The organism is Streptomyces sp. NRRL WC-3742 (genome assembly GCF_000720635.1).
Classification (GTDB): Bacteria; Actinomycetota; Actinomycetes; order Streptomycetales; family Streptomycetaceae; genus Kitasatospora.
The window spans coordinates 12,882-35,199 of sequence record NZ_JOCF01000078.1; the positions used below are offsets into that span (position 1 = coordinate 12,882).

16 protein-coding genes are annotated in these 22,318 nt (G+C 73.1%); 9 read left to right on the top strand and 7 right to left on the bottom strand.

The annotated features are described in order from the left end of the window. Positions 1-220: 220 nt before the first annotated feature. Together IH61_RS0133355 and IH61_RS0133360 are read left to right on the top strand one after the other, a co-directional pair. Positions 221-1,180, top strand: coding sequence for an amino acid ABC transporter permease (locus tag IH61_RS0133355; RefSeq protein WP_031076815.1), 960 nt, complete (start codon positions 221-223; stop codon positions 1,178-1,180). After that, positions 1,177-3,105 carry an FAD/NAD(P)-binding protein gene (locus tag IH61_RS0133360; protein ID WP_031076818.1) on the top strand — a complete coding sequence of 643 codons (1,929 nt, stop codon included), beginning with the start codon at positions 1,177-1,179 and terminating at the stop codon, positions 3,103-3,105. The genes IH61_RS0133355 and IH61_RS0133360 overlap by 4 nt, the downstream gene beginning before the upstream one ends. An 18-nt stretch (positions 3,106-3,123) precedes the next feature. Here the strand turns inward: IH61_RS0133360 and IH61_RS43460 are convergent, their stop codons facing one another. Further along, positions 3,124-5,028, bottom strand: coding sequence for a serine/threonine-protein kinase (locus tag IH61_RS43460; protein ID WP_051838500.1), 1,905 nt, complete (start codon positions 5,026-5,028; stop codon positions 3,124-3,126). A gap of 146 nt (positions 5,029-5,174) precedes the next feature. Between IH61_RS43460 and IH61_RS0133370 the strand changes: the two genes are divergently transcribed. Further along, positions 5,175-7,454: an FdhF/YdeP family oxidoreductase gene (locus IH61_RS0133370; protein ID WP_031076823.1), complete on the top strand. Its 2,280-nt coding sequence runs from the start codon at positions 5,175-5,177 to the stop codon at positions 7,452-7,454. Positions 7,455-7,518: 64 nt separating this feature from the next. Here the strand turns inward: IH61_RS0133370 and IH61_RS0133375 are convergent, their stop codons facing one another. Beyond that, positions 7,519-9,075: a C40 family peptidase gene (locus IH61_RS0133375; protein ID WP_158845562.1), complete on the bottom strand. Its 1,557-nt coding sequence runs from the start codon at positions 9,073-9,075 to the stop codon at positions 7,519-7,521. A gap of 343 nt (positions 9,076-9,418) precedes the next feature. Here IH61_RS0133375 and IH61_RS0133380 point away from each other — a divergent pair, with 343 nt between their 5' ends. Then, entirely contained in the window at positions 9,419-10,597 is a 1,179-nt protein-coding gene (locus IH61_RS0133380) for an inorganic phosphate transporter (protein WP_031076827.1), read from the top strand. A gap of 26 nt (positions 10,598-10,623) precedes the next feature. Continuing rightward, complete coding sequence (locus IH61_RS0133385; protein WP_031076828.1) at positions 10,624-10,887, top strand: hypothetical protein; 264 nt, start codon at positions 10,624-10,626, stop codon at positions 10,885-10,887. A 105-nt stretch (positions 10,888-10,992) separates the two neighbouring features. On the opposite strand, the gene IH61_RS0133390 is transcribed toward IH61_RS0133385, so the two are convergent. Further along, a complete protein-coding gene (locus IH61_RS0133390) occupies positions 10,993-12,543 on the bottom strand; it encodes an MDR family MFS transporter (protein WP_051838502.1) in 1,551 nt (516 codons plus the stop codon). Positions 12,544-12,740: 197 nt separating this feature from the next. On the opposite strand from IH61_RS0133390, the gene IH61_RS0133395 reads away from it, so the two are divergent. Beyond that, a complete protein-coding gene (locus tag IH61_RS0133395; protein ID WP_031076832.1) occupies positions 12,741-13,781 on the top strand; it encodes an ABC transporter permease in 1,041 nt (346 codons plus the stop codon). Between the two features lie 42 nt (positions 13,782-13,823). Here the strand turns inward: IH61_RS0133395 and IH61_RS0133400 are convergent, their stop codons facing one another. The 4 genes from IH61_RS0133400 to IH61_RS0133415 all read right to left on the bottom strand — a co-directional run bounded on the left by IH61_RS0133400 (position 13,824) and on the right by IH61_RS0133415 (position 19,164). Then, positions 13,824-15,155, bottom strand: a complete 1,332-nt coding sequence (locus tag IH61_RS0133400) for an ROK family transcriptional regulator (protein ID WP_031076835.1) — start codon at positions 15,153-15,155, stop codon at positions 13,824-13,826. A 52-nt stretch (positions 15,156-15,207) separates the two neighbouring features. Next, positions 15,208-15,744, bottom strand: a complete 537-nt coding sequence (locus IH61_RS0133405; RefSeq protein ID WP_051838503.1) for a GtrA family protein — start codon at positions 15,742-15,744, stop codon at positions 15,208-15,210. A 49-nt stretch (positions 15,745-15,793) separates the two neighbouring features. After that, a complete protein-coding gene (lon, locus tag IH61_RS0133410) occupies positions 15,794-18,187 on the bottom strand; it encodes an endopeptidase La (protein WP_031076839.1) in 2,394 nt (797 codons plus the stop codon). A 191-nt stretch (positions 18,188-18,378) separates the two neighbouring features. Then, positions 18,379-19,164, bottom strand: a complete 786-nt coding sequence (locus IH61_RS0133415) for a rhomboid-like protein (RefSeq protein WP_158845567.1) — start codon at positions 19,162-19,164, stop codon at positions 18,379-18,381. Between the two features lie 566 nt (positions 19,165-19,730). On the opposite strand from IH61_RS0133415, the gene IH61_RS0133420 reads away from it, so the two are divergent. The 3 genes from IH61_RS0133420 to IH61_RS45210 all read left to right on the top strand — a co-directional run. Then, on the top strand, positions 19,731-20,468 hold the full coding sequence (locus IH61_RS0133420) for a response regulator transcription factor (RefSeq protein WP_031076843.1): 738 nt from the start codon (positions 19,731-19,733) through the stop codon (positions 20,466-20,468). 88 nt (positions 20,469-20,556) lie between these two features. Further along, positions 20,557-21,693, top strand: a complete 1,137-nt coding sequence (locus tag IH61_RS0133425) for a HAMP domain-containing sensor histidine kinase (RefSeq protein WP_031076845.1) — start codon at positions 20,557-20,559, stop codon at positions 21,691-21,693. Between the two features lie 305 nt (positions 21,694-21,998). Beyond that, on the top strand, positions 21,999-22,318 hold a 320-nt coding region (locus IH61_RS45210; protein ID WP_199823424.1), incomplete at its 3' end, for a 2-oxoglutarate dehydrogenase E1 subunit family protein.

Consider the following 22,318-nt stretch of genomic DNA (forward strand, 5'->3'; position numbering starts at 1 on the left):
CCATCATTGCCGCACTGTTGCGATCTCCTGTCACTTCCGAGACACCGCCCCCGGCCCTTCCGGACTCCTTGACAGGGCTCGATCGCACCCGCGTACGATCGACGGCGGAGTGCAGCACCACCGCGCCGACCGCGTTGAGGGACGCGAGCCGGCGCCAGGCCCGTACGTGACGACCGCCCGTACCCATGCCCCACCCGCACTCCCGCCAGGAGCCGAAGCCATGGCCACCCCGCCGGACGTCCTGCCCGCGCAGTCCGTACCCGACCAGCCCTCCCCCGCCCGCGACGAATCCGCCGAGGCCCGGATCGTCGCCCGCCGCAAGCCCGGCCAGTGGACCGCCGCGGCCGTCGCGCTGCTGCTCGCCGCGATGGTGCTCGGCTCGGTGATCCGCAACGACGCCTTCCAGTGGGACGTGGTCGGTGCGTGGTTCACCGCCCGGTCCGTCCTCGACGGCCTCGCCCTGACCCTGTGGCTGACGGGCCTCACCCTCGGCCTCGGCTTCGTCCTGGGCACCGTGCTCGCCACCATGCGGCTGTCCACCAACCCGGTGCTGCGCACACTGAGCTGGACCTACATCTGGATCTTCCGCTCCACCCCGCCGCTGGTGCAGCTGCTGTTCTTCTTCAACATCGGCGCGCTCTACCCGACCCTGGGCCTGGGCATCCCCTTCGGCCCCGAGTTCCTCACCGTGAAGACGGTCAACCTGATCGGGCCCACCCTGACGGCCGTCATCGGCCTGACCCTGCTGGAGACGGCGTACGCCGCCGAGGTGATCCGCGGCGGCATCCTCTCCGTGGACCGCGGCCAGCTGGAGGCCGCCGCCGCGCTCGGGCTCGGCCGGTGGCGGGTGCTGCGCCGGATCGTGGTGCCGCAGGCGATGCGCGCGATCGTGCCGACGGCCGGGAACATGCTGATCGGCGCGCTCAAGAACACCAGCATCGTCAGCGTGCTGGCCGTCTCCGACCTGCTCTACTCGGTGCAGCTGGTCTACCTGCAGTCCTACCAGGTGATCCCGATGCTGATGGTCGCCACCCTCTGGTACCTGGTGGTCACCACCGTGCTGTCCGTCGGCCAGTACTACGTGGAGCGGCACTTCGCCAAGGGCGCCACCCGCGAGGGCCTGCCGCCGACCCCGCTGCAGCGCGCCCGCGCGGCCCTCCGGCGGGCGGTGAAGGCATGAACGCGGTGGTGATCGTCGGCGCGGGCCCGCGCGGCGCCGGGCTGCTGGAGCGGATCGCCGCCAACGCCGCCGAACTCCTGCCCGCCGACCGCCCGTTGGAGATCCACCTGGTCGACCCGTACCCGCCCGGCGCGGGCCGGATCTGGCGCGCCGACCAGTCGCCGCTGCTGCGGATGAACTCGATGGCCGAGGACGTCACCATGTTCACCGACGAGCACTCCACCATCGAGGGCCCCGTCCGCCCGGGCCCCTCCCTCGCCGAATGGGCCGGCGCCCAGCGGGAGTTCGCGCCGTACCGGGAGGTCGCCGACCCGGCCGTTCGGGCCGAGCTGGAGGCTCTCGCGCCCACCGACTTCCCCACCCGCCGGGCCCAGAGCGCCTACCTGGACTGGGCGTTCCGCCGCGCCGTCGCCGAGCTGCCGCCGCACGCCACCGTCACCGTCCACCGCACGAGGGCCCGGCGGATCGAGGGCCCGGCGGACGGCCCGCAGCGCGTCCGCCTCGAGGACGGGACCACGCTCACCGCCGACCACGTCGCCCTCACCCTCGGCCACCTCGACTCCGCCCCGCACCCCCGCCACCGGAGCGACACCGAGTTCGCCGCCCGGCACGGCCGCTTCCACCTGCCACCCGCCTACTCGGCCGACGTGGCACAGGAGTTGACCGCCGTAGCCCCCGGCGAACACGTGGTGCTGCGGGGCCTGGGCCTGGCCGCCGTCGACCTGGTCGCGATGCTCACCGAGGGCCGCGGCGGCCGCTTCGAGCCCGTCGGCGACGGCCCCGCCCTGCGCTACCTGCCCTCCGGCCGCGAGCCGGTGCTGCACCTCGGCTCCCGGCGCGGCGTGCCGTACCACTCCAAGACCGGCTACCGCCTCCAGGGCCCGCCCGCACCCCTGCCCCGCTACTTCGACGCGGCCGCCGTGGACGCGGTGCTCGCCACCGGGGGAGTGCTCGAACTTCGGCGCGACTTCTGGCCGTTGATCGCCAAGGAGATCGCCTTCGGGCACTACCACGAGCTCTTCCACGCCCACCCCGGGCGCACCGCCCTGCCCTGGACGGAGTTCCTCGCCCGCTACGACGCCCACGGCTGGTACACCCCCGAACGCGCCGCCCTGGAGGCCGAGGCCGTGCCCGACCCGGCCGACCGGATCGACTTCGAGCGCCTCGACCACCCGCTGGCCGGCCTCGAACTCGCCACCGCCGAGGAGCTCCAGACCCACCTGCGCGCGTACGTCGCCGAGGACGCCGACCGCCGCGCCGACCCCGCCCACAGCGCCGACCTCGGCGCCTTCCTCGCCCTGCTGTCGATCTTCGGCCAGCTCCCCCGGGTGCTGGCGAGCGGCCGGCTCACCGCCCGCTCGATCGCCGAGGAGTCCGACGAGTGGTTCTTCGGCTACTTCAGCTTCCTCGCCTCCGGCCCGCCCGGCTTCCGGCTGCGCCAGCTGCTCGCCCTCTCCGAGGCCGGGGTGGTGACCTTCCTCGGGGCGAACGTCCGGGTCGTCCGGGACGAGGCCACCGGCACCTGGCGGGCCGGCGGCACCACCGTGCCCGGCCACACCGTCACCGCCACCGCGCTGATCGAGGCATACCTGCCCAAGCACGCCCTGGCCCGCACCGGGGACCCGCTGCTGCGCGAACTCCACCGCGCCGGGCGGCTGGTGGAGGAGGTGGTGACCGACGAGGAGTACACCCACCACTCCGGCCTGGTCACCATCGACCCCGGCGACAGCCGCCTGCTCGACCCCGCCCTCGGCGACGCCCCGCACCCGCGCCGCACCGCGCTCGGCCCGCACACCAGCCTGCGCTCGGCCGCCGCCTTCGCCCGGCCCCGCACCGACGCCCCGGCGTTCCGCCAGAACGACGCGGCCGCCCGCGCCCTGCTCCGCGCCCTGGCCGCGCTCCCGGCGGCGGTGCTGGTCGCGTGAGGTCCCTACACCTGCGGCTCAGGGCCCGAAGATCTCCTCCACCAGGTCCTCGTCCGAGACGTGGTCCGGCGCGTCGAAGATCACGCTCGCGACGCCCTTGAGGCCGATCCCGCGCTCCAGCGTCTGCACGGCCAGCTGCCCGTCCCGGTCGTTGACGAAGTCCCACAGCCGCAGGCGGCGCACCAGCATCAGCGCCTCCGTCCGGCTCATCTTCGGCGCCCGGTTGCGGCGCTTGGTGCCGGTAACGGCCAGCCGCTGCTGGAAGGCCATCAGGTCCTGCCACGCCTGGACAGTGCTGGGGTGGCGCTCACCGAGCGTCCGGTTGAGTTCCGGCAGCAGGCCCCGCAGATCGGCGATCGCCCCGTTGAGATTGCCCCGGTTGGCCTGGCGCACCGCGATGTCGTGCCGGGCCTTGAGCACCCGCGGGTCCTGCGGGCCGCCGGCCACGTGCAGGTCGGGCAGCAGTTCGGCCAGCAGCCGGATCGCCGTGACCTCGGCGCCGCTCTCGCCCACGCACCACGACAGGTGGTAGCGGGCGCTGACGGTGTCGGGGTCGGCCGGCCCGAGTGCCGCCTTCATGTCCTCCACGAGGGTGAGCAGCAGCCGGACCGCGCCCTCGACGTCCCCGGCGCGGCTGAGGTACCAGCTGAAGTCCCGCCAGGCGCACAGGGTGTCGCGGTCGTCGGCGCCGAGCGCGGCCACGCACTCCTGGGCGATCGCCTGCAACTGGATCGCGGACTCGCCCGCCGTCGCGGCCCGGTAGGCGGCCGAGCGCCGCTCGCGCAGCGAGGCCCGTACGGCGTCGGAGGGCGCGGCGGCCACCACGGGCGGCGTGGTCAGCGGCGGCAGCACCTGCGAGGGCGTGGGCACGTTCGGCACCGCCGGCGGGTGCACGGCCGGCGGGTGCACCGGGAACGAGGGCGGCGGCGCGGCGGGCATCGGCGGGGCCTGCGGCACGGCCCGGGGCGCCGACTGCGGAGTCGGCTGCGGCGCCGGCTGCGGAGTCGACGGGACCACGGCCTGCGGCGCGGGCTGCGGCGTCGGCGGCTGCTCCTTCACCGTCGGCGCCGGGGCCACCGCCGCCTCCCCGCGCCAGTCGGCCAGCTCCGCCAGCCGCGCCTCGACCGTACGGGCGTCCGCCGGCCGCGCCTGCGGCTCCTTGGCCAGCAGCTCAGCGATCAGCCCGGCCACCTGCGGGGGCAGCCCGAACTGCGCCGGGTCCAGCGCGGGCGGCGGCTCGTTGAGGTGCTGGTACATCAGCACCGGCGTGGAGTCCCCGCCGAACGGCCGTGCCCCGGTGAAGAGTTCGACGAGCACGCAGCCCAGCGCGTACAGGTCCGCCCGCCCGTCCACGCGCCCGCCGGTCCACCGCTCGGGCGCCATGTAGGCGGGGCTGCCGACGATCGTCCCGGTGGTGGTGAGCCCTCCGGCGCCGGTGTCCAGCTGGGCGATGCCGAAGTCCAGCACCTTGAGCCGGCCGGAGTCGGTGATCATGATGTTGTCCGGCTTGATGTCGCGGTGCACCATCCCCGCGTCGTGCGCCGCCGCCAGCGCCCCGCAGATCTCCCGCCCCCACCGCAGGCTCTGCGCGGGCTCGGGCACCCCGGCGCGCAGCACCTCCGTCAGGGTGCGGCCGGTCAGCATCTCCATGACCAGGAAGGTCACCTGCTCGTCGGCGACCTCGCTCTGCCCGAGGTCGTGCACGGTGACGATGTGCGGATGGGACAGGTTGCCCGCCGCGCACGCCTCCCGGACGAACCGCAGCGCGGCCTTCGCCTGGTCACCGCCGTGATGCCCGATGACCTTGACGGCCACCGGCCGCTGCATCCGGGTGTCCTGCGCCTTCCACACCACCCCGAAGCCGCCCTGCCCGAGCTTCTCCAGCAGCTCGTACCGTCCGTCGAGGACGTCACCGACCCGCACGCGCCCCTCCCCCTTCCCCTGTGACGAGCAGACTCTACCCAGGCCGGGCCTCTCCCCTCCCCCTGCCTCCACCCGGGTGGAAGGATGGGCACCGGGCCCCGTAACGGTGCGGCGGCCCGAACAGGCACAGTCCGAGGAGCGCAGTCATGGCCAAGCAGGCCCCGCAGAGCGACCCGGCGCAGGACGCCCCGCAGGTGTCCGCGCCCCAGCACGCGGCCGCCGGTCTGCCCGCCGTCGGCCACAGCCTGCGGATGGCCGCCGAGCAGATGGGCCCCCGGCGCACCCTCGCCACTCTGGGCCGGCTCAACCAGCACGGCGGCTTCGACTGCCCCGGCTGCGCCTGGCCCGAGCCGGACAAGCCGCATCTCGCCGAGTTCTGCGAGAACGGCGCCAAGGCCGTCGCCGAGGAGGCCACCGAGCGCCGCATCCGCGCCGAGTTCTTCGCCGCCCACCCGATCGCCGACCTCACCGAACGCTCCGGCTACTGGCTGGGCCAGCAGGGCCGCCTCACCCACCCGATGCTGCTCGACGAGGGCGCCACCCACTACACGCCGATCTCCTGGGACGACGCCTTCGCCCTGATCGCCGAGGAGCTGCGCGCCCTCGACACCCCGGACGGCGCCGCCTTCTACACCTCCGGCCGCACCAGCAACGAGGCCGCCTTCGCCTACCAGCTGTTCGCCCGCCGCCTGGGCACCAACAACCTGCCCGACTGCTCCAACATGTGCCACGAGTCGTCCGGTTCGGCCCTCACCGAGACCATCGGCATCGGCAAGGGCAGCGTCAGCCTCAAGGACCTCTACCAGGCCGACCTGATCATCGTGGCCGGCCAGAACCCCGGCACCAACCACCCCCGGATGCTCTCCGCCCTGGAGCGCGCCAAGCGGGCCGGCGCCACGATCGTCAGCGTCAACCCGCTGCCGGAGGCGGGCCTGGAGCGCTTCAAGAACCCGCAGAACGCCCGCGGGCTGGTCGGCCACGGCACCAAGCTGACCGACCTCTTCCTGCAGATCCGCCTCGGCGGGGACCTGGCGCTCTTCCGCGCGCTCAACCGGATCGTGCTGGAGGCCGACGGGGTGGACCGCGCCTTCGTCGCCGAACACTGCCACGGCTACGAGGAGTTCGAGGCCCAGGCCCTCGGGACGGACCGCGAGGAGGTCCTCGCCGCCACGGGCCTGCCCTGGGAGCAGATCGAGGAGCTGGGCCGGATGGTCCTCGCCTCGAAGAAGATCATCGTCTGCTGGGCGATGGGCCTCACCCAGCACAAGCACGCCGTCCCGACCATCCGCGAGGTGGTCAACTTCCTCCTCCTGCGCGGCAACGTGGGCCGCCCCGGCGCCGGGGTCTGCCCGGTGCGCGGGCACAGCAACGTCCAGGGCGACCGGACGATGGGCATCTTCGAGCGGCCGAGCGCCGCCTTCCTGGACGCCCTGGGCGCGGAGTTCGGCTTCGAGCCGCCGCGCGAGCACGGCTACGACTCGGTGGACACCATCCGCGCCATGCGCGACGGCAAGGTGAAGGTGTTCTTCGCGATGGGCGGCAACTTCGTCGCCGCCACCCCGGACACCGAGGTCACCGAGGCCGCGATGCGCCGCTGCCGGCTGACCGTCCACGTCTCCACCAAGCTCAACCGCTCGCACGTGGTCACCGGCGCCCGCGCCCTCATCCTGCCCACCCTCGGCCGCACCGACCGGGACACCACCCGCGCCGGCGACCAGTTCGTCAGTGTCGAGGACTCGATGGGCCAGGTGCACGCCTCACGCGGCCGGCTGCGCCCGCCCGCCGAGGGCCTGCTCTCCGAGACCGCCATCGTCTGCCGCCTCGCCGAGGCCGTCCTCGGCCCGGAGGACTCCGTGCCCTGGGCCGAGTTCGCCGCCGACTACGGCACCCTGCGGGACCGGATCGCCCGTGTCGTCCCCGGCTTCGAGGACTACAACGCCAAGCTCCAGCGCCCCGGCGGCTTCACCCTGCCCCACGGCCCGCGCGACAGCCGCACCTTCCCGACCGCCACCGGCAGGGCCAACTTCACGGTCAACCCGCTGACCGCCCCCGAAGTCCCGCAGGGCCGCCTGCTGTTGCAGACCCTGCGCTCCCACGACCAGTACAACACCACCATCTATGGCCTCGACGACCGCTACCGGGGCATCAAGGGCGGCCGCCGCGTCGTCCTGGTCAACCCGGCGGACGCGGCCGAACTCGGCCTCGTCGAGGGCGCGTACGTCGACCTGGTCGGCGAGTGGTCGGACGGCGTCGAGCGCCGCGCCCCGCACTTCCGGGTCGTCCACTACCCCGTCGCCCGGGGCGGCGCGGCGGCGTACTACCCGGAGACCAACGTGCTGGTCCCGCTCGACTCCACGGCCGACATCAGCAACACGCCGACCTCCAAGGCCGTCGTCGTCCGCTTCGAGCCCGACACCGCGCCGTAGAGCGCCGTCGAGCACGCAGGAGGCCCGCCCGGTGTCACCGGGCGGGCCTCCTGCGTGTGCGGGCTCAGTGGGGCGAGACCGTGCCGCCCAGCGGCAGCGTCGCCGTGGCGCTGCCCGGGGCCGAGGCGCCGGACGTGCCCGTCGACGTCCCGGTGGAGCTCGGCGTCCCCGTACCCGTCCCCGTCGCGGTCGGCGCCGGGGTGCTCGGGGTGCCGGTGCTCGGGGTGCCGGTGCCCGAGGGCGTGCCCGGGGTCGCGGTGCCGGTCGGCGTCGGGGTGGTCGTCGCCGTGTCCGTGGGGGTCGGCGTGGACGAGCCCGTACCGGACGGCGTGCCGGTGGGCGTCCCCGGCGTCGGGGTGGCCGGCGTGGCCGGAGTCCCCGGGGTGGCGGGCGGCGTCTGCGGCACCGGGCTGGGCGCTATCGGCGTGGTGCTGTCCCAGCCGGCGGGCAGGTCCGGCACCTTCCAGGCGCCGCCGGCGTCGTCGGCCGCACCGTCGGGGTCGGGCCGCACCGCGCCGAGGATCGGCATCGAGCCGATCGGCGAGACCTTGATGAACGCGCCGGGCCGGGGCGCCTGCACGATGAGCCCGCCGCCGATGTACATCCCGACGTGCGTGGCGTCCTTGAAGTAGATGACGAGGTCGCCGGCCCGGATCTGGTTGAGCGGCACGTGCTGGAGCTGCGCCCACTGCTCCTGGCTGGTGCGCGGGATCTGCCGGCCGGCGTGCAGCCACGCCTGCGAGGTGAGGCCGGAGCAGTCGTAGGACTCGGGCCCGGTGCCGCCCCACAGGTACGGCTTGCCCACCTGGGCGAGCGCGAAGGCGATGGCCCCGCGTCCCTGGGCGGAGGGGGTGCGCTCGCCCTTGCCGAGGGCGCCGGAGGCGAGGAAGGCGAGCTGGGCCTCGTCGGCGCGGGCCTTCTCCAGCTGCTCCAGTTCGGCGCGCTGTGCGCCGGTGAGGGAGGAGACCGTCAGCTCGACGGCGGCGAGGTCCGCGGCGGCCTTGGTCTTGGCCGCCTCCTGCTGGGTGACGAGCGTCTTGGAGGTCTTCAGCGCCTCCTCGCTCTGCTGCTTGAGGGTGTCGAGCGCGTCGCGGTCGCCCTTGAGCTTGGCGAGGAACTCGGACTGCGAGCGGCTGGCGGCGCTGAGCAGCTCGGCGACGGTGACGGCCTCGTACGGGTCCTTGGAGAGCAGGAGCTCGGCGTAGGCGGAGGTCGCGCCGTTGCGGTACTGGGCGGCGGCCAGCTGGGAGGCGATGTCGGTGCCCGCGTCGACCTGCTTCTGCTGGTGGTCGAGCTTGCCCTGGACCTCGGTGAGCGCGGCCTGCTGCGCGGCGACCTTGGCGACGGAGCCGTTGTACTGCTCGGTGGCGGCCTCGGCGCTCTGGTAGAGGTCGTGGAGCCGGTCGAGCATCGGGCCGAGGGTGGCCTTGGTGGCGGCGAGCGGGTCCTGGCCAGGGGCGACGCTCACCCCGGTGGTGCCCGGGTCCGGGCTGGCCCAGGCCGCGCCGGCGGCCAGGGGGAGGGCGAGTGCGGCTGCCGCGAGGGCGGCTCCGCAGCGCAACGCCGCCCGCAGCCAGGGCCGTACGCCCGCCGATTCCGTGCGCTGTGCAGCCCCGCCCATGGTTGGTCCTCCCCGCACCGAACCTCTGCCTGCCCCCGTGTGTTCGCCGGGTTGCCGCAGATCCTCCCATGGGTTACCGGTCGGAAACAGAGCACACCCCGACCAGGGGGTTAATTCTCCGTGCGAACTGTGAGACAACTCTCAACAAAACCGATCGAAACCGGACGTTCCCCTTCGAAGCCCTGGTCAACACGCCGAGCTTCACCCCTGCGAAAGCTCCCAGCCATCCATAGGACACCATCAGAACCACGATTCCCGGCCCAGTTCACCTTTCGTTCACCTGACAGACCTACCGTCACGACGACACCAACGTCCGTGCGACAACTACGACGATTGTTTGGGTATGGAACACATCTCGTTCCTGGTGGCCGTTGTGATCATCACGGCGCTCGCCTTCGACTTCACCAACGGGTTCCACGACACCGCCAACGCGATGGCCACCTCCATCGCGACGGGAGCCCTCCGGCCGAAGGTCGCGGTCACCATCGCGGCCGTCCTCAACTTCGCGGGCGCGTTCCTGTCCGTGAAGGTCGCCACCACCATCTCCGGCGGCATCGTCAACGAGAAGAGCGGCGTCCACCCAGAGATCATCTTCGCGGCGTTGGCGGGCGCCATCCTCTGGAACCTGCTGACCTGGCTGCGCGGCCTGCCGTCCAGTTCCTCGCACGCGCTCTACGGCGGCCTGATCGGCGCCACCGTCGTCGGCGTCGGCATGAACGGCGTCAACTTCGACACCGTCGTCTCCAAGATCCTGATCCCCGCGATCGCCTCCCCGTTCGTCGCGGGCCTGGCCTCCTGGGGCGCCACCAAGCTGGCGTACGCGATCACCCGCCGCAGCGACGAGGGCACCGTCACCAAGGGCTTCAAGACCGGCCAGATCTTCTCCTCCTCGCTGATCTCGCTCGCGCACGGCACCAACGACGCCCAGAAGACCATGGGCATCATCACCCTCACCCTCGTCTCGGTCGGCGCCCTGCCGCACGGCGCCCTGCCCCCCACCTGGGTGATCGTCTCCGCCGGCGCCGCGATCGCGCTCGGCACCTACATGGGCGGCTGGCGGATCATCCGCTCGATGGGCAAGGGCCTGGCGGACATCAAGGCGCCGCAGGGCTTCGCCTCCGAGTCGGCCGCCGCGACCGTCATCCTGACCTCCTCGCACATGGGCTTCGGCCTCTCCACCACCCAGGTCTGCTCCGGCGGCATCATGGGCGCGGGCCTCGGCGGCCCCAAGGGGCAGCTGCGCTGGAGCCTGGTGCGGCGCATGGTCTACACCTGGGGCCTGACCCTGCCGGCCGCCGCCCTCGTCTCCGGCGGCGCGGCCCTGCTGGCCCGCCAGGGCACCTGGGGCGTCGCCGTGGTCGGCGTGCTGCTGGTCGCCGGCTCGGGCGCGATGTGGATCATCTCGCGCCGCCAGCCCGTCAGCGCGCACAACGTCAACGACGCGGACGAGGTGACCCCGGTCGAGCTCGCCCCGACCACCCCCACCGTCACGTCCCCCGCCTCGACCACGGTCGCGGCCTGAGCGCCGCCCGCTGAGGAGCACGCACCATGCACATCAAGTGGACCGCCCTGGCCCAGACCGCCTGCGCCAGCTTCGGCATCACCGTCGCCGTGGTCGCCGTCTTCGCGCTCGGCATCCTGGCGCTGTCGCGCCGCGAGGCCGTGCTGAGCACCCGTGAGGGCCGGGGCACCGACTCCGGCACCGGCACTGCGGGAGGCGGCAAGCCCGCCCTGCTGGCCGGCGCGTACGCCTGCTTCGCGCTCTGCGCCGCCGCCGTGGTCTACGGCCTGGTGCTGATCGCGGCGCCGTAGGGCTTCGGACGAACGCCGGAAGGGCCGGGGAGTGCGGTTGCACTCCCCGGCCCTTCCTTGTGTTTTGGCGATCAGCGTGTTCCGGCGACCAGAGTGTGGCGGCGATCAGACCTGGCTGGTCTTCAGCGCCGTCTCACGGATGAACAGCACGGTGACGAAGGCCAGCAGCGCGAAGGGCGCCGCGAACAGGAACACCATGCCGACGCCGTGGCCGAAGGCGTCCGTCACCAGCGGGACGATCGGGGCGGGCAGCTTGTGCAGGTCCGGGATGCCGCCGCCGGTGCCGTGCCCGGCCGGGATGTGCGCGGCCGCGAGGTTCTCCGCCAGGTAGTGGGTCACCTTGTCGTTCATCAGCGCGCCGAGCGCCGAGACGCCCATCGCGCCGCCCATGGTGCGGAAGAAGGTGACCACCGAGCTGGCCGCGCCCAGCTCGTGGCGCGGCACGGTGTTCTGCACGGCGAGCACCAGGTTCTGCATGGTCAGGCCGAGGCCGACGCCCGTGATCGCCATGTAGACGGAGAGCAGGGTGTAGTCGGTGTCGGCCCGCGCGGTGCCGAGCAGCCCGAAGCCGATGGCGAGCATCAGCGTGCCGGCGACCAGGTACGCCTTCCACTTGCCGTACTTGGTGATCAGCCGGCCGGCGACGGTGGAGGCCACCGCCAGGCCGAGGATCATCGGCAGGGTCATCAGGCCGGCCATCGTCGGGGACTTGGCCCGGGCCAGCTGGAAGTACTGGCTGAGGAAGGTCGTGGCGCCGTACATCCCGACGCCGACGAGCACGCTGGCCAGGGCGGCCAGGCTGACGGTGCGGTACCGGAAGAGGTCCGGCGGGATGATCGGCTCGGCCGCGCGGCGCTCGACCACGACGGCCAGCCCGCCCAGCAGCAGGCCCCCTCCGACCATCGCGGCGGTCTGCCAGGACACCCAGTCGTAGTTCTTGCCGGCCAGGGTGATCCAGATCATCAGCAGGCTCACGGCGGCGGTGATGGTCAGCGCGCCCAGGTAGTCGATCTTGACCTTGCGCCTGACCACCGGCAGCTTCAGGGTGCGCTGGACGACCAGGATCGCGGCGATGGCGAACGGGATGCCGACGTAGAAGCACCAGCGCCAGCCCAGCCAGGGGGTGTCCACGATGACGCCGCCGATCAGCGGGCCGCCGATGGTGGCCAGGGCGAAGACCGCCCCGAAGTAGCCGCTGTAGCGGCCGCGCTCGCGCGGCGGGACCATCGCCGCCAGGCAGATCTGCGCCAGCGCGGTGACACCGCCGGCGCCGATGCCCTGGAGGGCGCGGCAGGCGATCAGCTCGCCGGTGTTCTGCGACAGCCCGGCCAGCGCGGAGGAGCCGATGTAGATCACCAGGGCGATCTGGAGCAGCAGCTTCTTGCTGGCCAGGTCGGAGAGCTTGCCCCAGATCGGGGTGGAGGCGGTGAGGGTGAGCAGCGTCGCGGTGATCACCCAGGTGTAGGCGGACTGGCCGCCGTGGAGGTCGGTGAGGATGTGGGGCAGGGCGTTGGAGACGACGGTGGACGAGAGCACGGCCACGAACAGGCCGAGCAGCAGGCCCGACAGCGCCTCCATCACCTGCCGGTGGGTCATCGGGCGGTCGTCGACGGCGGCTGCCGCCGTGCCGGTCTCGGCCTCTGTGGTCGGGGTCATCTGAGTCCTCTGATTTCGTTGTCTTACGCAACCATATGCCCAGATGGTTGAGTAAGGCAACTTTCTTCAAGGGCAAGTAAAGAGAGGTTCGCCACTTGAGGCCCCCTCAGGTCCCGCCCCCGGCGCGTAAGGTGCGACAAGCCAACTACTTCATGGTATTAAGTATCCGTTTTCCGCCGATACGCAAGGAGATGCGGATGGCTGCCCCGGGGCAGGGATTCATGACCGAACTCAAGAGCGCGGTCACCCCGCGCGCCGCACTCCTGGTACTCGGAGTCCTGCTGCTGCAGCTCGGCTTCATCACCTCGTACGTCGGGGCGCTGCACCACCCGACCCCGCAGAACCTCTCCATCGCGGTGGTCGCCCCGGAACAGGTCGCCCCCAAGTTCACGGGCGCGCTGAACGCGATCGACGGCAAGCCCGTCAAGGCCGTCACCGCGCCCGACGCGGAGACCGCCACCCAGCAGATCAAGGACCAGAAGGTCTACGCCGCGCTGGTCGTCGACCCGAAGGGCACCCAGGACACCCTCCTCGTCGGCGGCGCCCGCGGCCCGTCCGCCGCCAAGGCCGCGGAGACCGTCACCACCGCGCTGGACGCGAAGCAGGGCCGCACCGTCGTCGTCCACGACGTCGTGCCGCTCGCCAAGGGCGACACCAACGGCCTCACGTCGTTCTACCTGGTCATCGGCTGGTGCGTCGGCGGCTACCTGGTCGCCTCCATCCTCGGCATCAGCGCCGGCTCCAAGCCCGCCAACCTCCACCGCCTGCTGATCCGCCTCGGCGCCCTCGCCGTCTACTCGGTGGTCGCGGGCCTCGGCGGCACGATCATCGCCGGCCCCGTCCTGGACGCCCTGCCCGGCTCGATCCTCGCCCTGACGGCGATCGGCGCCCTGGTGGTCTTCACCGTCGGCGCCTTCACCATGGCCCTGCAGTGCCTCTTCGGCATCATCGGCATCGGCGTCGCCGTCCTGATCTTCGTCGTCCTCGGCAACCCCAGCGCCGGAGGCGTCTACCCCGACCCGATGATGCCCCCCTTCTGGCGCGCCATCGGCTCGATCATCCCCAACGGCGCGGGCGCCGCCGTCACCAAGTCGATCGCCTACTTCGACTCCACCAACATCGGCAAGCCGCTCCTGGTCCTCTTCGTCTGGGCCCTCGTCGGCATCGCCGTAGCCGTCCTCGCCGTCCTGCGCACCCCCCGCTCCGGCGGCCGCGAACTGACCGCCGACCCCGCCTGACCCCTCACACCCCCACCGAGCCCCCGGCCCCGGGCCGGGGGCTCAGGTGCTTGCCGGGGCCGCCAGGGCGCCGGGGTCGGCGATGATGGCGCGGACGACGCCCACGGCGGCGCCGAGCAGGGGGCCCCGGCGGCCGAGGTGGGAGACGGTCAGCCGGTCGTCCGACCAGGGGCGGACGGTGACGCGGGCGGCCAGTTCGGCGTGCATCGCGGGGAGCATCCAGGGGGCCGGGCGGGCGTAGCCGCCGCCGAGAACGATCTCGGCCGGGTCGAGCAGGTTGACCGCCCCGGCGGCGGCCGTGCCGAGGGCCCGCCCCGCGCGGGCCAGCGCCTCGCGGGCGGCCGCGTCCCCCGCCGCGGCGCGGTCGGCGACCAGCGCCGCCCAGTCGCCCCGGGTTTCCGTCAGGTGCGCCGCCCGCAGGACGGCGGCCCCGCCCGCGTACTGCTCCAGGCAGCCGCGCGCGCCGCAGGCGCAGCGCGGGCCGTCCGGGTGGACGGGGACGTGGCCGAGCTCGCCCGCGTAGCCCCGGGCTCCGCGCAGCAGCCGCCCGCCGACGACGATCGCCGCGCCGACCCCGGCCTCGGCGGAGACGTAGAGGAAGTCCTCGGGCCCCTCCCCCAGCCACCGCTCGGCGAGCCCGCCGAGGTTGGCCTCGTTGTCCACCTCGATCGGCAGCTCCGCCAGCCCGCCGTGCGACGCGCCCCGGGTCGGCGGCGGTTCACCCGCCCGCGGCCCGTCTGCCGCCGCCGCGACCGCAGCGGAAGCCTCCGGCGACCGTCCGCCGCGCCCGCCGTCGTCCTCCCCCGCGCGCAGCGCCGCCCGCAGCTCCGCCGCGAGCGGCACGTCCGCCCATCCCAGGTTGGCCGCGCGCTGCAGCACCCCGCCCGCGTCGACCAGCCCGGGTACCGCCAGCGTCAGGCCCGCCGGCGCGAGGCCCGCCTCGGCGACGGTCGCGCGCAGGAGCGCCGCCAGGTCCGCCAGGACGGCGCCCGGCGGGCGGCCCGCGTTCGCGGCCTCCTCCCGGCGCCAGGCGCGGATCTCCCCGCGCAGGTCGACGACGCAGGCCCCGAGGTGCCGCACGCCGATCTCCGCGCCGAGGCCCCCGGGGCCGTCCGGGTTGAGGCCGAGGGCGGTGCCCGGTCGGCCGACCTTGCCGCTGGGGGCGGAGGGTCCTTCCTCGACGACGAGCCCGGCGGCGATCAGCTGTTCGGCGAGGGAGGAGACGGCGGCCCGGGTGAGCCCGGTCCCGGTGGCGACCTCCGCGCGGGAGCGCGGGGCGCGGGCGATGACGCCGAGGACGAGGGCGAGGTTGGCCCGTCGCATGCCCTGCTGGCTGGCGGGCCCGGCCCTGAAGCCCTCGGGTTCCCCGCGCATGGTTCCTCACCTCACGGTTTCATCGCGCGTCCCGTGACGTCTTCGACATCCTTCACATCTCCGACATCCCCGGCACCTCGGATGCAGCGTAACCGCCTTCTCCCTGCGGCGACGGGGGCGTGGTGAACACCCACCGCTGCACGGCCCAGAACCGGAAGAGCATGGCGACGAACGTCCCGACGAGCATCCCGCTGACGAAGTCGGCGACCTCCTGGGCGAGCGGCCCGACGTACGGTTCCCGCAGGTCGAGCAGGTAGCGGGAGGCGATCAGCGGGAGGTCGTTGACGGCGATGGCGACCGCGCTGACCAGCCCGAACAGCAGGGGTTCGCGCCGCCGCCACCCGGTGCGGAAGGCCCAGCGCCGGTTGAGCACGTACGAGACGACGGTGCCGATGACGGTGGCGACGGTCAACGCGACGACCGGTTTGTGCTCCAGCACGGTGAACTTCAGCTCGAAGTCGATCACCACGGTCAGCAGGAAGCAGAACCCGCCGACGAGCAGGAACTTCACCAACCGCCGGTGCCTGAGGAGCAGGGGCCGCAGCGGCTGCGGCACCCGCGCCAGGGCTCGCTGCGTGGGGGACGGCATCCGAGCAGTGTCACACGCCCGGATGCCGTCCGCCTTTCAACTCCGCTGGTCAGGCGGCCACGAGTACCTCTGCCGGCTCCAGCGCCAGCTTCAGCACCTCCCGCACGTCCGCCACCGGGTGGACGGTGAGCCGCTCCAGCACCTCGGCCGGGACGTCGTCCAAATCGGCCTCGTTGCGCTTGGGGATGATCACCGTGGTGACGCCGGCCCGGTCGGCGGCGAGGAGCTTCTGCTTGACCCCGCCGATGGGCAGCACCCGCCCGGTGAGCGACACCTCGCCCGTCATCGCCACGTCGGTGCGCACCTTGCGGCCGGAGAGCAGCGAGGCGAGCGCCGTGGTCATGGTGATGCCGGCGCTGGGCCCGTCCTTGGGGACGGCCCCGGCGGGGACGTGCAGGTGGACGCCCCGGTCGCGCAGCGAGGTGACGGGCAGTTCCAGCTCGGCGCCGCGCGAGCGCAGGTAGGAGAGCGCGATGTGCGCGGACTCCTTCATGACGTCGCCCAGCTGCCCGGTGAGGGTGAGCCCGGTGCCGCCGGTCTCGGCGTCGGCGAGGGACGCCTCGATGTAGAGGACGTCGCCGCCCGCGCCGGTGACGGCGAGCCCGGTGGCCACGCCGGGGACGGCGGTGCGCCGCTCGGCGGGTTCCTGGGCGGCCTCGGGCACGTGGTGCGGCCGGCCGATGAGGGCGCGCAGGCCGTCCGCGCCGACGGTGACGGGCAGCTCGCGCTCGCCCAGCTCCGCCTGTGCGGCGATCTTGCGCAGCACCCGGGCGATGGAGCGCTCCAGGTTCCGTACGCCCGCCTCCCGGGTGTACTCCCCGGCGAGCCTGCGCAGCGCCTCCTCCTCGACGCCGACCTGCCCGTCGCCGAGGCCCGCCTTCTCCAGCTGGCGCGGGAGCAGGTGGTCGCGGGCGATGACGACCTTCTCGTCCTCGGTGTAGCCGTCCAGGCGGACCAGTTCCATGCGGTCGAGCAGCGGCTCGGGGATGGACTCCAGCACGTTGGCGGTGGCGAGGAAGACGACGTCGGAGAGGTCGAGCTCGACCTCCAGGTAGTGGTCGCGGAAGGTGTGGTTCTGCGCCGGGTCGAGCACTTCGAGCAGGGCGGCGGCCGGGTCGCCCCGGTAGTCGGAGCCGACCTTGTCGATCTCGTCGAGCAGGACGACGGGGTTCATCGAGCCCGCCTCCTTGATGGCCCGGACGAGCCGGCCGGGCAGCGCGCCCACGTAGGTGCGCCGGTGGCCCCGGATCTCCGCCTCGTCGCGGACGCCGCCGAGGGCGACGCGGACGAACTTGCGGCCCATCGCGTGGGCCACCGATTCGGCGATCGAGGTCTTGCCGACCCCGGGCGGGCCGACGAGGGCGAGCACGGCTCCCCCGCGACGGCCGCCGACCAGTCCGAGCCCCTGGTCGGCACGGCGCTTGCGCACGGCCAGGTACTCGACGATGCGCTCCTTCACGTCGGCCAGGCCGGCGTGGTCGGCGTCCAGGACGGCCCGGGCGCCCGCGATGTCGTACGCGTCCTCGGTGCGCTCGTTCCAGGGCAGCTCCAGGACGGTGTCGAGCCAGGTGCGGATCCAGGAGCCCTCGGGCGACTGGTCGGAGGAGCGCTCCAGCTTGTCGACCTCCTTGAGCGCGGCCTCGCGGACCTTCTCGGGCAGGTCGGCGGCCTCGACGCGGGCGCGGTAGTCGCCCTCCTCGTCGGCCGGGTCGCCGTTGAGCTCGGCGAGTTCCTTGCGGACGGCCTCCAGCTGGCGACGGAGCAGGAACTCCTTCTGCTGCTTGGCGACGCCCTCCTCGACGTCCTTGCGGATGGTGTCGTTGACCTCCTCCTCGGCGAGGTGGTCGCGCAGGAGGGTGAGCGCGTACTCCAGCCGGGCGACCTGGTCGGCCTCCAGGAGCACCTTGAGCTTCTGCTCGGCGGTGGCGAAGGGCGCGTAGCCGATGTTGTCGGCGAGCTCGCCGACGCCCTCGATCTGGGCGACGCGGTCGACGATCTGCCAGGCGCCGCGCTTGCGCAGCCACTGGGTGGACAGCGCCTTGTACTCCTTGACCAGCTCGGCGGCCCGCCCGGCGACGGGCGTGCCGACGGAGGACTCCTTGAACGGGGTGGTCTCCACCCACAGGGCGGCGCCGGGCCCGGTGGTACCGACGCCGATCCGCACCCGGCGCACGGCGCGCACCAGAGCGGCGGGGTCCCCGTCGGCGAGGCGGCCGACCTGCTCGACGGTGGCGAGGGTGCCGGCGGCCGCGTACGAGCCGTCGACCCGGGGGACGAGCAGCACCTGGGGCTTGCCGGAGCCGGTGGCCGCGGCGCGGGCGGCCTCGACGGCGGCGCGCACCTCGGTGTCCTTGAGGTCGAGCGGGACGACCATGCCCGGGAGCACGACCTCGTCGTCGAGCGGCAGCACGGGCAGGGTGAGCGGTGTGGACGTCGATGCCATGATCTCTCCCCAGTCAGCGAACTTGAGTCGACCTGACTAAGGCGCGGCGGGCCCCGGATGTTCCCATGGCTTTGTTCGCCATGAGCGAACACCTGAAGTACCTGGACAACCGGCGAACGACCGTTCGGTAGGGGTTGTCAAAAACGGGCCCGCGCGCCCGCCGGAGCCGGTGCGCGCCGAAAGACACGCCCCTAGCGCGCCGCGGGCAGTCCGCCCCGCGCGCCCATGCCCTTGACCGCCGCGGCCGCCACCCGGCGCGGGCGCGAGGTCGGCCGCCGCCGCTGGACCCGCCGCAGCCACCGCCACAGCGCCACCCCGGCGAGCACCGCCGCCGGGTGCCCGACGGCCGTGACCACGTCCCGGTCCTCGGCGATCTGCCCGGCGATCATCAGCCCGGTCGCGCCCAGCGCCAGCACCCGCCCGCGCGGGGACATCAGCCCGGCCACCGCGCCCAGGCAGGCGAGCACGCCGTAGCTGACCCCGATGTCCAGCCGGTCCATCGCCTCGGGCTCCATCCGCCCGGTCGCCACCGCCCCCATCACCACGCCCTGGGAGAGCAGCGTGGCGCCGACGTGCCCGATCGCGAAGACCGCCGCCGCCCGCGCCGGGCCGACCCTGCGCTCCAGCGGCGCGAGGGTGATCGCGAATCCCCACAGGTAGGGCATCCACGCCTCGCCGGCGACCCAGAATCCGCTGAGCACGAGAGCCCGCAGAGGGTGCTGCAGAAGGTTGTGCCCGTCCGAACTGGACGCCTCCTGGAGGCGTTGCACGAGTTCCGGGTCGGCGAGTTTCGCGAAGGTCGTGGTGACGCCGACGACGGCGAGGTATCCGAGCGTGAACGGATTGCGCCGGGGCGTCGGCAGGCGTTCCAGCAACCGGTCGAGGACGGCGGTGCGCAGTCCGTGGCGGAACATTCCGTACGGCACGCCCTCGGGCGCCGGAGCGCGCCCTCCGGACTCACGCCACACTCCCGCCATGCCGCCTCCGCTCCGTACCCGCAGCCATCGGTTACCCCCGCCCCGTACCCAACGTACCGGCGGGAGCGGCGGATTCCGCGCGGCGGGGCGGCGTCGCGACGACGTTACGTCGAGGTTCTGAGAGGCACCTGGGAAAAGCCCGTGAAGACTGTCCCGGAGTCAGTGAGTCCGATTCCCGAAAATTGGTCTGGACCTAGTTCCCGAGAACGCTCCGGTATCGGCTCTGACCGGCAGCTTGGCCTCGACTCCATCGCATACGCACCGTCACACGGTGAAAATTCCCCGGGTAAGGTATCGGCCCGTGCCCACCCCTTCGGTGGGCCTCCGGGCGGCCCGGAAGGCCGCCCCACGGGCCGGAAACGTCCGGTCCACCTGCCGGGAAGCATCCGCTGTCCGTACGCTGCGAAGTGCGCGGGAGCAACGGGCGGCCGACCACCGCCCGGTCCGTTCCCGATCACGCGGCGGGGCGGCGGACCCGGCACAGTCCACGACGGAACAAGACTACGAGCGGAGCCCGCCATCCCCACAGGTGGCCGGCCCGCAGCCCTGGGGGCGGTGGCGTGACCGTGACAGAAATTCAGCAGGACAACCACAACACCGGCGGCACGGTGAACAGCCAGCGCAGAGTGCTGGTGGTGGAGGACGAGCCCACGATCGCGGAGTCGATCGCGGCCCGGCTGGGCGCGGAGGGCTTCAAGGTCGCCGTGGCCCACGACGGCCCGGGCGCGGTCGACGGCTTCCACACCTGGCAGCCGGACCTGGTCGTCCTCGACATCATGCTGCCCGGCTTCGACGGCCTGGAGGTGTGCCGCCGCATCCAGGCCCAGCGGCCGGTGCCGGTACTGATGCTGACGGCCCGCGACGACGAGACGGACCTCCTGGTCGGGCTCGGCGTCGGCGCGGACGACTACATGACCAAACCGTTCTCGATGCGCGAACTCGCGGCCCGGGTCAACGTACTGCTGCGCCGCGTCGAGCGCGCCCAGCAGGCCGCCCGCACACCCGCGCTCGGCAGCCTGCGCTTCGGCGAGCTGGAGATCGACCACGTGCAGCGCCGGGTCCGGCTCGCCTCCGGCGACGTCCACCTGACGCCGACCGAGTTCGACCTGCTCGCCTGCCTGGCCGCCCAGCCGCGCGCCGTGCTCACCCGCGAGCAGCTCCTGGCCGAGGTCTGGGACTGGACCGACGCCTCCGGCACCCGCACGGTGGACAGCCACGTCAAGGCGCTGCGCCGCAAGATCGGCGCCAGCTGGATCCGCACCGTGCACGGCGTCGGTTACGCACTGGAGGCCCCGCTGTCCTGACGGCGGACCTCGGGCGACGGGCCTCCGGGGGGCCCGTGTCCCGAACGACCGCGCACCAGGACGCACGCGGGGCCCGCTCAGGGGACCCATGACCTTTCCACAGCAACGCGACGGGGACGCCGAGACCGCGCGTCCGCAGACCCTCGCCTCCCGCGCAGCCCGCCGGGTCTGGGCCGACATCCGGCCGCTCGACCCGGTCCGATCGATCAAGGGCAAACTCGCCCTGCTGGTGATCGTCTCCGTCTTCCTGGCCACCGGGATGGTGGTCGTGGCGATCCGGTCCGAGACCCAGATCCGGATCATCATGGTCTTCTCCATGATCGCCTCGCTGCTGTTCATGCAGTTCCTCGCGCACGGGCTGACCTCCCCTCTGCGCGAGATGACGGCCGCCGCCAACGCGATGGCCTCCGGCGACTACAGCCGCCGGGTCGAGGTCAGCTCCCGCGACGAGATCGGCGAGCTGGCCGTCACCTTCAACGCGATGGCCGCCGACCTGCAGGCGGCCGACCGGCACCGGCGCGAGCTGGTCGCCAACGTCTCCCACGAGCTGCGCACGCCCATCGCCGCGCTGCGCGCCGTCCTGGAGAACGTGGTGGACGGCGTCGTCCAGCCGAACCCGGCCACCCTGGAGGCGGCGCTGGAGCAGACCGAGCGGCTCGGCCGCCTGGTCACCCACCTGCTGGACCTCTCCAAGATCGACGACGGCGTGGTCGACCTGGACACCCGCCCCTTCGAGGTGCGCGAGTTCCTGGACGGCGTGCTGCGCGGCGTCACCGTGGACGGCGCGACGGCCGGAGGGGCCTTCTCCCGGCGCGGCGACGTCCGCCTCGCCCTGGAGGTCAGCCCGAGCGGCCTGACCGGCGTGGCGGACACCGAACGCCTGCACCAGGTGGTCGCCAACCTGGTCGACAACGCCTGCAAGCACTCCCCCTCCGGCGGCACCGTCACCGTGCGCGCCCGGCCGGACGAGGAGGACGGCGGCCTGCTGCTGGAGGTCGAGGACGAGGGCCCCGGCATCCCGCCCGCCGACCGCAACCGGGTCTTCGAGCGGTTCAGCCGCAGCGGCACCGCGACGGCCTCCGGCCCGGGCTCGGACGGCGGTACGGGGCTGGGCCTGGCGATCGCCCGCTGGGCGGTGGACCTGCACGGCGGGCGGATCGCGGTGGCCGAGTCCCCCCGCGGCTGCCGGATCGAGGTCCGGCTCCCGGGACAGCGCCAAGGGTGACCCAAGGGTGATCGGTTCATCACACCGGTCATTTGTCACAGAACCGACACAGTGATCTCCGAAGATCGCGTACGCCCCCAAGCGGAGAAATGTCCGCATCTGTACCTGTTTGACCACCAACGAAGGCCGATCAGTTCCCCTCAGATACGGCTTCCTAACGCACTTTTTCAGCCAAAGTGCAGGTCAGGACTGTGATCTGGGCGACGCCTGGGGCCCGGGGACTGCGCGATCACTGGTCAGGGGCGTAGCCTTAATCCCCGCTGTCCAAACATCCCAAAAGGAAGCGGAAGAGGGCGGTTGCCGCCGTGTCGCCACAGTCCCAAGAAACCCCCAACAGCTCGGCAAGCTCCACTGGCTTCGGCCCCAATGAGTGGCTCGTCGACGAGATCTACCAGCAGTACCTCCAGGACCCGAACTCGGTCGACCGAGCCTGGTGGGACTTTTTCGCCGACTACAAGCCCGGTACCGAGGTGACCCCAGTGACCCAGGCCGCGACCCCGGTCGGCACCACGCCGCCCCCCGCCGCCGCCCCCGCGCCCGCTGCTGCTCCGGCCGCACCCGCCCCCGCCGCGCCGGCCGCCCCGGCTCCGGTGGCGGCCCCGGCCCCCGCCGCACCGCTCGCCGC

Coding starts and splice junctions, on each gene's coding strand:
- IH61_RS0133355 (WP_031076815.1), top strand. CDS start 221: ATGGCCACCCCGCCGGACGTCCTGCCCGCGCAGTCCGTACCCGACCAG.
- IH61_RS0133360 (WP_031076818.1), top strand. CDS start 1,177: ATGAACGCGGTGGTGATCGTCGGCGCGGGCCCGCGCGGCGCCGGGCTG.
- IH61_RS0133370 (WP_031076823.1), top strand. CDS start 5,175: ATGGCCAAGCAGGCCCCGCAGAGCGACCCGGCGCAGGACGCCCCGCAG.
- IH61_RS0133375 (WP_158845562.1), bottom strand. CDS start 9,075: ATGGGCGGGGCTGCACAGCGCACGGAATCGGCGGGCGTACGGCCCTGG.
- IH61_RS0133380 (WP_031076827.1), top strand. CDS start 9,419: ATGGAACACATCTCGTTCCTGGTGGCCGTTGTGATCATCACGGCGCTC.
- IH61_RS0133385 (WP_031076828.1), top strand. CDS start 10,624: ATGCACATCAAGTGGACCGCCCTGGCCCAGACCGCCTGCGCCAGCTTC.
- IH61_RS0133390 (WP_051838502.1), bottom strand. CDS start 12,543: ATGACCCCGACCACAGAGGCCGAGACCGGCACGGCGGCAGCCGCCGTC.
- IH61_RS0133395 (WP_031076832.1), top strand. CDS start 12,741: ATGGCTGCCCCGGGGCAGGGATTCATGACCGAACTCAAGAGCGCGGTC.
- IH61_RS0133400 (WP_031076835.1), bottom strand. CDS start 15,155: ATGCGCGGGGAACCCGAGGGCTTCAGGGCCGGGCCCGCCAGCCAGCAG.
- IH61_RS0133405 (WP_051838503.1), bottom strand. CDS start 15,744: ATGCCGTCCCCCACGCAGCGAGCCCTGGCGCGGGTGCCGCAGCCGCTG.
- lon (WP_031076839.1), bottom strand. CDS start 18,187: ATGGCATCGACGTCCACACCGCTCACCCTGCCCGTGCTGCCGCTCGAC.
- IH61_RS0133415 (WP_158845567.1), bottom strand. CDS start 19,164: ATGGCGGGAGTGTGGCGTGAGTCCGGAGGGCGCGCTCCGGCGCCCGAG.
- IH61_RS0133425 (WP_031076845.1), top strand. CDS start 20,557: ATGACCTTTCCACAGCAACGCGACGGGGACGCCGAGACCGCGCGTCCG.